Source organism: Tateyamaria algicola (assembly GCF_047715485.1).
Lineage (GTDB): Bacteria > Pseudomonadota > Alphaproteobacteria > Rhodobacterales > Rhodobacteraceae > Tateyamaria.
This window is the reverse complement of record NZ_CP180422.1, coordinates 2,215,719-2,230,398: the sequence shown is the minus strand read 5'-3', so window position 1 is coordinate 2,230,398 and position 14,680 is coordinate 2,215,719. Positions and strand designations below refer to the sequence as shown.

Here is a 14,680-nt window from a genome sequence, read left to right as displayed (position 1 = left end):
AACGCCGCCCGAAAAACTGGGCGGCGCCATTTTCTTACTTCAAGAAAATGTTCACATCTGACCAATGGAAAAGAACATCGTCTCGCCCGAATGATCGTCGACGCCATCGTTGTCGGTCGAGATCCAGGCGGTGCCGTCTTCCATGATCGCCAGCCCCTCGACCTTGTCGAGCACGTAGCCACCCGTGGACGTCAGCGCCGGGACCAGGTCCGCGACCGGCTCCTTGCGCACCACAGGCAGTTCACCGCCCAACGGTGAGGGCTGCATCTCGGCCAGCGGGACCCGGTAAACCTTCTTGGTCACCGCCTCGATCCCATGCTGGTTGTCACGCTCTACGATATAGACATGATCGCCAAAGGCCGTGATTTCCGACAGGCCCACCCAGCCCTTTGCCGGTTCCGCCTTGGGATAATGGACAGCGCCCCATTCCTCGGTCTCGATGTTGTAGGACACCAGTTTGACGTGGTTCTTGGGGTCGTCTTCCCACTCGCGTTGGACAGCCATCCACAACGTGTCGCCCACCTTGGTCACGCCTTCGAAACCAAACCGTTTCTCAACGGCCATGAGTGCAGGGGGCAGACCGATCTCTTCCTCGATCGCGCCGTCAGCGTCCACTTTGTAAAGCGCGTGGGGGATCACGCGGTCCGTGCGCCCTTCGGATGCGATCCAAAACGCGTCGCCGTCAATGGCGATCCCCTCCATATCCAGCTTTTGCGCCGGGCGGCCTGCGCGGGTCACGTCGATGGCGTCCACGATCCTTGCCGGTGTTTCGCTGGGGTCGATCACGAAGATGCGCGGCTGATAGCCGTAAAAGCTGTCCGAGACGGCGTAGATCAGACTGTCCTTGGCCGCTATGCCCGAGATCGCGCCCCAGCCTGTGAGCGTGTCCATGCCTGCGGATGTCAGGTGCGGGTACACCGCATCACCCTCGGCATATTCAAACAGCATCACATGCGCGCGCGCCGCGCCATCCTCCAGCCCGTCATATTCGTTGGCAGACACCAGCAGGTTGCGCTCGGGGATGGTGACATAGCCCTCTGGCCCGATGCCGGAAGGCAGCATTTGCTTCAGCACAGGCGCGACGGGGTCGGTGATGTCATAGACACCGACGATGGACCCGCGCTCGGACCCGACGAACAGGTAGGGCGTGCCGCCAAAGGTGCCGGTTGTGACCGACTCGGGCTCGACCCCTTTGGCGTCCGACCGCTTGTCAGGATAGTGGCCGATCTGGATCATCGCACGCTCGAACGACGTGCCCGCCTCGTACACAACCGTGCCGTCCTTGTTGAAGATCGTCCAGGAGCGTGAGCCGCCCTGGTAATCACCCTCGTTCGCGGTGGCAAAGTGCTGATCGTCGATCCATGTGACCGCATCAGGTTCGCGCAAACGGCCCTCTTGCGTTTCGGTAAAGAGCAGCGCGGCGCGTTCATCCGTGGCATCGATGCCCACCAGGTCGACGGCACCGGCAGAGAAATGGCTTACGATGGACCCATCGCGCGCCACGACCACCATGTGGTTGTTTTCCTGAAGGCTCACGACCGTTTCGCCCAAGGCGTTGATCGAGACATATTCAGGCTCGGGATCACTGGGCGCGACCTCGGCCAGCCCGGTCAGGTCTGCGGTCGCGATGCTGTCGCAGTCCAGCGATCCGTCGACCACATTGATCATTTTCAGGCTGCCAGCGGGCAGTTGCGGGATCACGCCGTCATTCAGGTCTTCATCCCGCTCGTTCTCGATGGCGACGGCCACAAACGACCCATCGGGCGCCTTGGCCACGCTGTCGGGCTGGCCGGCCAGATCACAGGAGGCCAGAACCGACCCGTTGCCCGTGTCGATGGCCAGCATCTTGCCGGACGGGGCCGTGTAGCTTTCGGAGGTGTTCACCCCGACAAAGGCGGTCGTGCCGATGACGGCGACAGATGTCGGCTCACCCCCGACCTCAAGGATGCCCTTAGGCGCCGGGTTGGCCGGGTCGGTGATGTCGATAAGGCCCAGCACCTCGAGCGGGCTGTCGGTATAGACCAGCGTCATCCCATCCGCCGTCGCATCAATGATCTCGGGCGAGGTTTCGCGGCTGGTGTCCGCGCCTTCGGCCATGTTGGTCACGACGGGGAAAGACGCGATGCGGTTGAAATTCATCTCGGCAGCGGCGGCACCTGCACTCAGCGCAAGGGCCGAGGTCAGGCATATCAGGGGCTTGGTCATCAGACACTCCTTCGGGAAATACATCCCGCACCGAGTGGCCGTTTTGGTTAACGCGCCCGTAACGTTTTCATATCGGTTTTGTAAAATCAGACGGTCGGCGTCTGGCCTTCCAGCACCGTGCGGAACCAGCCGGTGTCGATATTGCCGCCGCACAGGATGACGCCGACCTTACGGCCTGCCATTTGCTCACGCTCCTGCATCAGGCCCGCAAGTGGGGCGGCCCCGGCCCCTTCGGCGACGTTATGCGTGGCGGTAAAGTACAGGCGGATCGCCTCGGCCACGTCGTCATCGCTGACGGCAATGATGCGCTCCGCCCCTTTGGAATAGACGTCGAACGCCTCTTGCACGGGCACCCGCACGGCCATTCCGTCAGCAAAGGTGGCCGCCGAATTTGTCTCGATCAGCCGCCCGGCCTCCACCGACAGCTTGGCCGTCTGGGCGCGATCAGACACCACGCCGACCACCTTGGTATCGAGGCCCAGCGCATCGCGTGCCATGATCGTCCCGCAAATGCCCGACCCGCAGCCGATAGGCACATAAACCGTATCCAGATCGGGTTGCGCGCTGAACAGTTCATACGCGTAGGTGGCAACGCCCCGCACCAGTTCGGGGTGATAGGGCGGCACGATGAACAGCCCCTCCGCCTCGGCCACGCGATAGGCCTCTTGCCGCGCGGTGTCGAAATCATCGCCGAATTCGATCAACTCGGCACCAAAGGCGCGCATGGCCGCATTCTTTTCCACCGAATTGCCGCGCGGCACATAGACCTTGGCGGTCAGACCGGCGCTGGTTGCGGCCCAGGCCTGCCCTTGGCCGTGATTGCCGCGGGTGGCCGTGCAAATGCCCGGCACATCCGGGTGGGTGCGCACCAGCCAGTCCATGAATGTCAGCGCGCCGCGCACCTTGAACGCCCCCGTGGGCGTGTGGTTTTCGTGCTTGACCCACACCTCGGCCCCCGTCGCGGCGGACAGCAGCGGCCAGTGGTGTTGGGGCGTCGGGGCCATGCGCGCATGGATGAATGCGGCGGTGTCGCGCAGGGTATCAAGGGTCAGCATTGCGCGACCATCAGCCTGCGCCGGGGTCAAGTCAACACCCCCTAGCCCTTTGGTCGGATTTGCTTTTCTCGGGCGCGCGGAACGAACACCGCGTGGCGCACCCATGAGCTTGGCCCACACCCGATGACCGAAAGAGACCACTTGTTGATTGTACAACTATTGGTGGACGGGTGAGGGACAAATGTGCAAGCGTTGATGAATTGAACCTGGGGAGGTCGGTCACGCCATGATAGTGGGGTTGGCCGAAAGACTGATTTGAACAATTCCGCATCGGGGCTTTCGTTCCCGTCCGACGCTCTTGATCCGCGACTTGCGGACATTGGCGTTCTGGTCGGGCTGCTGACCAGGACGGGCAATGATCTGGCCCTCAACCTTGACTGGTTCGAGAACCCTGTCACCTACATCGAAGGGATTCCGCAGAACAGGGATGCCATCCTCGACCTGCTGCGCGATGTGCTGGGCGAGAAATCGGATGTCAGCCCGGACGGCAACGACTGGTATCAGATCAAGTACGAAGACAACGAAACACCGGTCTACGTGGTGCTGCCCAGCGACACGACCAGCCCCAGTTCGGTGGTTGCGCTGGGCCTGTTTCACGCGATGTCGGATGGCAAGCCGATCACGGCAAACCTGTGGGCCACGATCCCCCTGTTCGAACTGCCCCTCACCTCGGCAATCGTGGTGACAGGCAGCACGAAAGATCCCATCACGGTCGCCTTCGATCTCAGCTCGACCCAAAGTTTCAAGGCCGGGGCCGCAACCTTTGACGGGCTGGAGTTCAAGGGGCTGGTGACCTTCACCTCCGACCCGAGTTTCGAGCTGAATTTCCTGCAAATGACGCCCCCGTCGCCGCAATCGACGCAAAAGACGCTGCAAGGCTTGGGCGCCGCATTGGGCACCTTGTCAAACTGGATGGATCCGGTGCTGGCCGAGACACAGGTCGCCGCCATCCTCGCCAAGCCCATTCCCTCAACGGGTATCAAGGTCGGTGACATTCTGGTTGATCTGGGTGCGCTCAAGGCCAGCGTGGCCCAGGCCGCTGGGTCGTACAGTTTCGGGGCTTTCAAAACTCTGCTCAGCCTCACCTCGGCCAAGGCCTGCGCCGAATGGGTGCTGGCCGAGGGCCTCAAGGCGCTTGCCAGCAACAAGAAACCCATCGCCAAGATCCGCGATGGCGGGGTCTATGTCACCTCGCAGGATGTGCTGAAAAAGACGGCCACGGATTACGGGCTGCGCGTCACCGTGCCCGATATCCAGGTCATGGGCGAAAAGAAAAAGAAGAAGGGCGCGATCGCCGCCCCGACACCTGCCAAGAAAAAGCCCAACGTGATGAAACTGCAGGTCGGTAAATGGCTGACCGGCGAAAGCGACAAGAACAACTGGATCAAGCGCGCAGACCCCAAAGGCACCGTGCCATCACCGGGCGTCACCCTGTTTGTCGTGCGCGAAACCGGCACCACACCCACCTTCAAGCCCCGGCTGGAACTGGTCAGCCTCGGGCTGGATTACAACGGCGCGGAAAAGACGCCACTGGCCTCGGTCAAGGGCGTGACGCTTGGCGGGGTCGAGCCGCGGTTTTACGTCTCGCTTGATTTCGGCAACCTGAAACCGGTGCCATGGGGCGGCGCGCTGCGCGTCGACAAACTTGGGCTGCCAGTCGGCAATGTGACCAAGGGGGCGTCTGGCAACCCGGTGGCTGCCAACCTGCTGTCCTCGGGCGACAAGAAGGACACGACCAAGAAGGCACCGGCCAAAACCGATGGCGCGGACAAGCAGGCGGTTGCGCCCGAGTTCTCGGCGGCGCTGGCATGGGTTTCGGACCCGGCCAACCCGACCGAGGTCAACTTCCAGCTTTTTGATCAAAAGGACAAACCGGCAGACAAGGTGATCCTGCCGATCCAGCGCAGTTTCGGGCCGCTGTTCCTGAAGACCTTCGGGCTGGAATGGAAACAGCCGAACAAGGATCTCGACCTTGGTCTGCTGTTTGACGCCAAGGTGACGGTGTCCAAGCTGGAAGTGGAACTGAAGCAGCTCTCCGTCGGCATTCCACTGCGCACGCCCGGAACGATCAGCGACTACACGCTCGGGCTTGAAGGTCTCGATTTCACGATGAAGACCGGATCGGTCGACATCAGCGGCGGGCTGTTCAAGGACGAAGTTGTCGTGGATGGCAACAAGGTCGCCGAGTACAACGGTCAGGCGCTGGTCAAGGTCGGGGACAAGTGGACCGTGTCGGCCATGGGATCATGGGCCGAGGTCAAAGGGCATCCATCGCTTTTCGTCTTTGCGCTGGTGGATGCGACCATTGGCGGTCCGGGCTTCTTCTTTGTCACCGGCGTCAGCGGCGGCTTTGGCTACAATCGCGCGCTGAAGGTCCCGGCACAGGACAAGGTGCAGGACTTTCCACTGGTCGCGGGCCTTTCGGACGCCTCAAAGCTGGGCGGCAAGACACCGGACCCCGCCAAGGCCCTCGAGGCGCTCAAGGAATACATCCCCCCCGCGCAAGGCGTGAACTTTTTCGCAGCGGGCGTGCAATTCACGTCCTACGAGCTAATCAAGTCCAACGCCCTGTTGGTCATCGAGTTCGGCAAGACATTCGAAGTGGCGGTTCTGGGCCTGTCCCGGATCAAGCTGCCGCAAGAGGGCGATGAAGTCTTTGCCTATGTCGAACTGGGCCTCGAAGTGCTGTTCATTCCGGCCCAGGGCCAGTTGGGCGCAACGCTTCAGATCACGCCCAATTCCTATGTGCTGACCAAGGATTGCAAACTGACCGGCGGCTTTGCCTTTTTCGTCTGGTTCGATCCCAGCCCCCATGCCGGGGATTTCGTGCTGACCGTCGGGGGATATTCGTCCTATTTCAAGAAACCGGCCTGGTACCCGGACGAACCCCGCCTCGGGTTCAACTGGAAAGTCTCGACCGATGTGACCGTGACGGGCACAGCCTATTTCGCGCTGACACCTTCGGTCATCATGGGCGGTGGCGGGTTGGACATCCAGTTCCATTCCGGGCCGATCAGGGCGTGGTTCACGGCCCATGCCGATTTCCTGATCCAGTGGAAACCGTTTGCCTATCTCGCCAATGTCGGGGTCAGCATCGGCGTGTCGGTGCGGGTGAACCTGCTGTTCACCAAAACCACCATCAAGGCCGAAGTCGGTGCAGACCTCGAACTGTGGGGGCCACCCACCGGCGGGCAGGCCCGTGTCCATTTGTATGTTGCCTCGTTCACCGTGTCCTTTGGCGCAAGGCGTAACGAAACGGGTGGCTATGTCGCGTGGGACGACTTCACCGCGCTGCTGCCGCAGAACAACACCGCACAGGCCGCAAACCCGCACCCGATGATGCAGGCGGCGGCGGTCGGGGCAAGCGTGCCGTTCGAAAACGTGGTCACGCTCAGGATCACGGGCGGGCAGGTGCCGGCCAAGGATCAGAACGGTGTGTGGATGGTGCGGGCGGGCGACTTTGCCTTTGATGTGGAAACCGCGTGGCCGCTCACGTCGCTCAACCTGACCGGGCCCGGTACACCCACGCCTGTGGCCCCGCCAACGCTGAACCCACCCGACACGATCACACCCCCGCCCCGGCAGGCGCGACCTATCCCGCCTGCGCCCGCAGCGACGGCTACTATGTCGGCGTGCGCCCCATGGGCATCAACTGCACCAGCTCGGTGCTGGACCTGAGCATCGTCTATGACGACACCAAGACGGTGCTGGACATCGACACCGACTGGAACTGGGACATCGCGACCAAGTCCGTGCCCGAGGCGCTGTGGGGCGTGCCCATTGCCCCCGGCACAACCCCCAAGGCCGAGGCCAGAACCCTGGACGGGCGCATGACGGGCCTGAGCGGCATCAGCCCGAAAAAGCATCCGATGACAGGGCCTGCGCCGATTCCGCAAGCTAACCTCGCGACCGACCCCATTAATCCCGCAGCGGCGCAGAACGACCTGCTGCCCTTGCCGCAGACGGCGCAAACCAACGCGCCCACGGTGGATGCAACCTCGCTTGGCACGATTGCCAAGACAGCGGCAGACAGCACCGTGGTGGCCTTGCGCACCGACATTTTTAACGCCCTGGGCGCGGCGGGGCTGAACGCGGGCACAGATGGCGACATGCAGCCCTTTGTCGACGCCATCCCGACCTGTTTCGCGGGGGCGCCCATGCTGGGCAAAGTGGCGTGATGATCCGTTGCAAGACACCAACCGACCTGCGGAGGTCCCTGACATGACGAAACCAAGCGCGGCAGGGCCTTTGCCACTCGGGGACATCCAGTTCTTCAACCGGCACATCCCCGCGATGCATGGCGGCATGTACAACATCTCGATCAAGCAGACAGTGGCCAGCACCAATGTCGCTGACGGGGGCACGGCATTGCCCAACACGGCGTTCCCCGGCGCGCTGCCCCTGACACAGACGGTGGCAGTGGCCGCACCCCGCTTTGCAATGGACCCGGCGGATGTTCACGCCGTTTTCCCACCCTCCGGTCAGGTCGGAGCATTTGATCAGAACCTCGCTTCGGTCACGCTCACAGGCGGCGCAATGCCGTGGGAGCGTCCGCTGACCGCCACCGACAATGACACACCCTACCTCGGTGTCCTGCTGGTGCAGGAGGACGAGTTGGCCCAGGGCCTGACGACCTGCCGCGCCTCGCAAATCCTGTCGCCACCACCCGGCACGATGGGCCCGCAGATCGGCACGCCCGACTTGCAGGACATGCTGGATCAGGTCACGGCCCTCACGATCACAGATGGCGGCAGCGGATACACCTCGGCCACGATCACGCTGGCTGGGGGCGGCGGTTCGGGTGCTGCGGCGGATGCCACAATTGCCAGCGGCGTTGTCACAGCGGTTTCGGTGACCGCAGGGGGCAGCGGATACACCACGGCCCCAACCCTCACTCTCTCCGGGGGCGGCACCGGCTTTGCTGCGTCGGTCGAGGTATCGGGCGGCGCTGTGCAATCCGTGACCATCACTCAGGCCGGTTCTGGCTATCCGTCCAACGCCACGCTGTCCCTCAAGGGCGGCGGCGGCACGGGTGCGACCGTCACGCCGACGATCAGCGATGGCGTCATCGTTGGCGCAACCGTGACAGAGGTGGGCACCGGATACACAAGCGACCCAGATGTCACGATCAGTGGCGATGGCAGCGGTGCAACGGCAACAGCCGCGCGCGGTGTGCAGGGCCGTGTCATTGACATCGACACCGCCACGTTCACCCGCCTCGTGCCGCGCTTTGACAGCTCGGATGTGGAACCGCGCTGGCTTGCCCACGTGCGCGACGTGCCGGTCGTAGACAAGGAAACCGGCACGGCAAGCGGTGTGACCGAATTCGGTACCGTGGTTGGCAACCGCTTTCCATCTCCGGGGCCGGGGCCCGTGGCCGAACTGACCCTGACCGCAACGGGCCAGGGGTACACCACCGCTCCCGATGTCACGATCACGGGCGGCGGTGGGTCCGGCGCCACGGCAATCGCAATCCTGAGCGGCGATCAGGTCACGGACATCACGCTGACCAATCCCGGCAGCGGCTATTCCGCCCCACCCACAATCACGTTTTCAGGCGGTGGCGGCAGCGGCGCGGCGGCGTCAGCGCGCACGCGGGCGCGCTGGCAGGCGCACCTCGTCTCGTTCGAGGGGTGGGAGGATTTCATGGGCACCGCCCCGCAGTGGCCCACCGATCCTGTCACCGGGAAAACCGTGGAAAACGTGCGGCTCGTCTCGCTCTATTCCTGGTCGTTCTACTGCTTGTCAGAGGCGGGGAATTTCCGCGATCTGATGGAAAACCTAGCCGCGCCGGCAGGGGACGCAGGCGCGACCAAGGACAACCTGTTGCTGCGCCTGCCCGATCCCGGGCCGGGTGACGGATCGGCTGCCGCAACGGCCGTTCAGGGTGCATTGAACGCAGGCTATACCGCGCTCGAATACCAGACACGGTCGGGCGTCGACAGTTTCGCGTGGTATCGCGGGCCGCTCGCACCGCTGCCCGTGCCGGCACTTGCCATCGACAGCGCGTGGGACAATGCAAGCGCGGCCATGGTCTATGACGACACCACGGGCCTGTTCGATCAATCCTATGCGGCGGGATGGCAGGCGGGCCGCCTCCTGGCGCTGTCAGATCAGAACTTTGCCACGCAACTGCGCGAATGGCGTCGACAGGGGATCACCCTGACCAACACGCTGCTGGCACGCATTCAGGCGACGCCCAACAGCGTACTGCAAAAATATCTGCCCAGCCCGGACCTGACCAAGGATGACGCCGCCACCGTGGCCGAGTTGGAAAAGCTGTTGGAGGCCGACCTGCTGTCCGACGCAGTAATGGACTATTTGACCAGCACGTTCGCCGCCAATATCGCGCCAACACTCGGGCAGGCGGATGTGGACCTACCCTCTGGGTGTCAGACAGGTGTCGACACGCTAGCGGCCCCGGCACCGCCCCCTGCAAACGTGATCTCGGCCCTGCAATCGCTGCTGGCACAGCCCGCCATTGCCGCGCTGCTGGTCAAGATGAACGGCACCGATCTGGGTGATCCGGCCCCCTCGGCCCTGTCTTACGTGGTCGAGTGGCTGGGCGAATTGCGCCTGATGATGGGCCTGCCCTTTGCCCAGATGGTGCCCGACACCCGCGCATTACCGACCGAGTCGCTGCGCTATTTCTATGTCGATCCGAACTATCAAAAGGCACTGGTGGACGGCGCGCTGAGCGTGGGCCTCGAGAACGGGCACGAGGTGCTGTACCAGACGCTGAACTACGATCTGCTGGTGGATGCCACACAGCAGGAGATGGTCCAGACCCGTGCCCGGCTGGTGGGGCAAACCCCGACCAATCCCGCGCCCAATCCGGGCGTGCCGGTGGCCGGGTTCCTGTTGCGCTCATCCGTGGTGTCCGGCTGGCCCGGGCTCGAGATCAAGGGCTACCGCACCTCGACACTCGCCGCCGGGGGCACCAACCCGACGCCAAGCGATCCGATGCAGCCGCTGCGCATCGACCGGCTGGCCCCGGATGTGATGCTGGTCCTGTTCCCGGAACCACCCGCCTGGGTCCAACTGGGCGAGCCGCACGAGCAATTGGCCTTTGGCCACGAGGATGGCGGGATCGTCGATCTGCGCTGGGTGTCGGACAGCCCCTCCAAACCCATCGGGGACATAATCGGCTCAGCCTCGATCGACATCACGCAATACTACCGTGATGCAACCGCCGTGGCACCGGTGCTCGACACAACCGCCCTTGCCGCCGCGCTGTCGGCGAAACTGGCAACGGCCTATGGCGGCAGCCTGCCCGCCCCCTTTGATGCGGCGGACTTCGCCATCCAGATGGTGCGTGCGCCCGAACAGATGATTTTCCAGAATCAGCCCGATCCCAAGGCCGTGGCCGCCCCCATGACACCGAAGGGACACTACTGATGCCCAGCCAATCCCCCTGCTTGTCCCCATGGCCGTCGAGGCGCTGTTGGTCAACGGCGCCGTCCTTGGACAACAGACGTGGTATCGTGGCCTTGTCGACTTTTCCCAACTCGACAAATTCGCCGACCCGCTGCCTGCGCCCTCGGAACTGGGCCAGAAACCGGGGATCGGCATTCACCTGCACTGGGCCCTGCCCAAGGCGCTTGTCCACGGCACGCAAATCCGCGCGACCGGCGCGGCCACCGTGACCGGCGGGGGTGTCTCTGCCGTTGATCTGATCAATCCCGGCTCGGGCTATGTGGTGCCGCCCACGGTCACCATCACCAGCGGCGGCGGGTCCGGCGCGCTGGCCGTGGCCGACCTGAGCAAGGGGGCAGTCAGCGCCGTGCGGATGATCGCGCCGGGGCACGGCTACACAAGCGCGCCCAAGGTCGACATCACGCCAAGCCCCGAGATTTGCTTTCCCCTCGTGCCCAACCGCTGGCTGGTCACCCGCTTTGATCCGGTCACCGCCACAAACGCACCCCGCGCCACCACCAGCTGGATCCTGACCTCGGACGAGATCAGCCTGAACGACGGCAAATCCCCCTTTGTCGATCCCACGACAAGCGTGGCAGGCGACATCAAGCAGACCAATATCGGCGTGTCCCGCGTCCTGTCGGCGTGGCAGGGCGAAAGCGGTGCGGCGGGCACCGACCTGTTCCTGCGCGCCGTGGGTCCGGGCGAGCTCAGCTTTCACGCCTCGCAACCGGGCACCGAGAACGTGTTCAGCATCTATGACGATCTGGGATCGCAGAACGGCACGCAAAAGGTGCCCTTTGCCGAAGGGGCCGAGCTGACCTATCAGGTCATCGGCTGGTACTCCGACCCCTCTGCCGATCCGCTTTATGGCCCGGTGGTGCACTGGGGCGATGATTGCAGCGGCACACGCAGCGCCTGGAGCAGTGCAAGCGATCCCGAAGACGCCTGGACTGACCTGATGGCCGATCTGAACTGGGCCGTCGACACCCCGCCCACCACGGCGGCAGAGATGCCGAATTCCAGTCTCTATCACGGCATGATCCATTCGGTGTCATGGACAAACGTCAACATCCCGCCGCGCGCGAATTCCAGCACAAAGGGCATGACGGTCTGCATTGGCAACACCGCCGCCGACGCCCTGTCCGCGCTGGTCAAATCGCAAGCCGCCTCTGCCGATCTCGGCACGCTCGAGGTGCAGGAACTCGAGGCGCTGAACTTCAACGCGCTCAAACTGCTCGACCAGGCCGATGGCGCTGCGCAACTGGAAACCAAGATCCACGATGCGCAGTTTTCCACCGAACCGGGCGGTACACGGTGGGAGATCGTGCCTGCCGCAGATTCCGACTTTGCGGGTCTCAGCGCCGCGCCCGCCCCGCCGCCCGCGACTCCGCTGACACCGACGCAACTTGACCAGTTGGCCAAGCTGAACGCGGATCAGGTCGCGCTGGACAGCGCATTGCGGCAATTGCAGTCGATGAAATGGTCGCTCTTTGCGACGTGGTGGAAACACGAACGCAGCAAGACGGACTCCGATTGGCAACAATGGGTCAGCGACCCCCAGACCGTCTTGAAGAACCTCAAGGACAACCTCGATCCGACCCAGCAGGGCCTTTATCAGGACGTCGCGGCCAAGCAAAAGGCGGTCGCCACCAGTGCGGCGGCACTGCCTGGCCCGACCGACCCGATCAGCATTGCCGATTACGCGCTCAACACGCTCAAGCTGGACCCCAGCCAGTGGACCCTCAAAGCGTCAAGCGCGAACCCCTTCCACGCCCCCGCGGATCCGGTGGTGATGGTCGCCGGGCTGCAAGCCTCGGCCAAACAAAAGACACAGCACCCCAAATACCTCGCCGGCACCGGGTGGAGCGATACCCTGATCTGCCGCACGGAACCCCAGGCGGCCACTGGCATCATCTCGGGTGTGGCGAACCCGACGGATGTGACGCCTGCCACCGCATTCGCCAGCGAAATCCCGACAGTGCGCAATGCAAACCTGCCTGCACCCGTCCAATCCGGGGTGACGGCACTGGTCACGGAAACCTTCCTCGCCGATCCGCAAAACGCGGGCACGATCGTGGCCGTCGTTAACAACGGCGCAGGCAGTCAGGCGCAGATCGACGCACTGGCAGACGCGATCACGGACTTTTCCGCGCCGGTCACTTCGCACGGCGGCACATGGGTGCCCGCCATCACCGAAACCTTCGCCTATGCCCCCTGGCAACAGGCGTGGTCACCGCTTTACCTGCAATGGGACATGCAGTTCTATCCAACGCTCAACAGCACGAACACGGGCAAATCAGCGCCGGGAGAGCAATGCGACAACTGGGGCTTCGACCTCGACAACTGGGCCTTTGACGGCACCGATTACAACTGGACAGGCGACAACCCGATCCAGACTCCGCAAGGGTATCAGGGGCGCACCTTCCTGACCGGTCAGGCCAATTTCGCGCTCATCTCGCGGCTGCACCACTACCTGACCACAGCCAAAGCGCCCGAGGCCGGGCTGAAGGCGGTCGAGGCGCTGATCGACAAAGTGGGCGACATGAATTTCCTGTCCCAACGCCTCATGGGGCTGACGGATGCGATGGTCATGCGCTCGGTCAATCCGGGCAATCCGCCCAATCCCGACATCGCCCCGGTGATCGGCGCCGAATACAATGAAACCCCCGATCCGCAAAAAGGCGACCAGCCGATCCGCTTCGGCATGGGCGATCCGTTCTTCTTTCCGGTGCGGGGCGGGTACATGACCTTCAGTTCGCTGCTGGTGATCGACGCCTTCGGCCAGACGGTCGATCTGATGAAGGCTCAGGGCAACACGGGCGGCGGCCTGGGCTTTCGCCCGCTCTGCGGTGCGGGCCTGCTGCCCGCCGAGAACAAGAAGGTGAGCACACCTGACCTCTTGCAATCGGTCTATCTGCAACCGCGGCTTCCACAACCGGCCCGCCTGAACTTTGATTTCCTGTCCGCCAGCAATGACAACGACATTCTGGGGCAAAGCGCGGGTGTGAACCCGGTCTGTGGCTGGATCATTCCCAACCATCTGGACCGGGGGATAAACGTCTATGACGCCAGCGGCGTCGCGCTTGGGGAATTGATCGAGCTGGCCGATCTGGGAGGTGGCCACAGCCTCAGCTGGCTGCCTGCGCCGGGCAGTGACGGTGCGGTACTTGATCCGGACAACATCAAGGATACCCACCTCAAGGGGTTCGTCGCCGGGCTGATGGGCCGTAACGATCAGGGGGCCGGGCTGCGCAACTTCCTGTCCTGCGTTGATGAAACGCAATGGACGGTGGACCCGCTGGGCGGGCGCAAGGATCAGAACCTGTCGGTGCTGATCGGGCGGCCACTTGCGCTCGTGCGCTGCAAACTGGGGCTTGAGTTGGATGGCCTGCCTTACGTCAACCAAAGCTGGCGCGACACGCTGCAACAGCAGGGCACCGGCCTGGAAGCGCTGCAATGGCAGATCCGCATGGGCAGTCTGAACCTCTATGACGACGGGCTGATGGGGTACTTCATCGACGACAACTACGCCGCCTTCCACGCCGTACACGAGCCCGAAGGACAGGCGCCCGCGACACCGCCCTACATCACGCCGATTGCGCCGGGCAATTACCTCAAGGCCGCCTTTGACGGCGGCGACACGACCCTGACCATGCTGCTGGACCCGCGCGGCGATGTGCACCTGACAACCGGCATCCTGCCCACGCGCGTCGTGTCCCTGCCCGATACATTCGTGAGCCCGGCCATGGGGCAATTCGCGCTCACCTTCCGCACCGGCCCGGTGCTGAGCGAGACAGAACAGGTGCGCATCCCCTACCCGACCGAACGCCATGGCGACTGGAGCTGGGCACAGCTCACCGCCCCAACCGCGCCGGGGACAGACCCCGCCTACACGATCAAATCGTTGGTCAAGGCCGGGCAGGAGGCGCGGCTTGATTCAGCGCCGCCCGCACTGATGGAGGGGTGGTTGTCCTTCAAACCGGACGGAAAGGAGTGATGCC

General features: G+C 63.6%; 6 protein-coding genes. 4 read left to right on the top strand and 2 right to left on the bottom strand.

From position 1 onward, the window contains the following. Positions 1 to 51 precede the first annotated feature (51 nt). Complete coding sequence (locus ACMHLQ_RS13305) at positions 52 to 2,205, bottom strand: esterase-like activity of phytase family protein (RefSeq protein ID WP_415401135.1); 2,154 nt, start codon at positions 2,203 to 2,205, stop codon at positions 52 to 54. Between the two features lie 86 nt (positions 2,206 to 2,291). After that, entirely contained in the window at positions 2,292 to 3,260 is a 969-nt protein-coding gene (locus ACMHLQ_RS13300; RefSeq protein ID WP_415401134.1) for a threonine dehydratase, read from the bottom strand. A 255-nt stretch (positions 3,261 to 3,515) separates the two neighbouring features. On the opposite strand from ACMHLQ_RS13300, the gene ACMHLQ_RS13295 reads away from it, so the two are divergent. From ACMHLQ_RS13295 to ACMHLQ_RS13280, 4 genes are read left to right on the top strand one after another with little or no spacing between them, the layout of a single operon-like run. Then, positions 3,516 to 6,938: a DUF6603 domain-containing protein gene (locus ACMHLQ_RS13295; protein WP_415401133.1), complete on the top strand. Its 3,423-nt coding sequence runs from the start codon at positions 3,516 to 3,518 to the stop codon at positions 6,936 to 6,938. Then, complete coding sequence (locus ACMHLQ_RS13290; RefSeq protein ID WP_415401132.1) at positions 6,902 to 7,438, top strand: hypothetical protein; 537 nt, start codon at positions 6,902 to 6,904, stop codon at positions 7,436 to 7,438. The genes ACMHLQ_RS13295 and ACMHLQ_RS13290 overlap by 37 nt, the downstream gene beginning before the upstream one ends. A 43-nt stretch (positions 7,439 to 7,481) precedes the next feature. Continuing rightward, on the top strand, positions 7,482 to 10,658 hold the full coding sequence (locus ACMHLQ_RS13285) for a hypothetical protein (RefSeq protein ID WP_415401131.1): 3,177 nt from the start codon (positions 7,482 to 7,484) through the stop codon (positions 10,656 to 10,658). A gap of 28 nt (positions 10,659 to 10,686) precedes the next feature. Beyond that, positions 10,687 to 14,676 carry a hypothetical protein gene (locus tag ACMHLQ_RS13280; protein WP_415401130.1) on the top strand — a complete coding sequence of 1,330 codons (3,990 nt, stop codon included), beginning with the start codon at positions 10,687 to 10,689 and terminating at the stop codon, positions 14,674 to 14,676. Positions 14,677 to 14,680 lie beyond the last annotated feature (4 nt).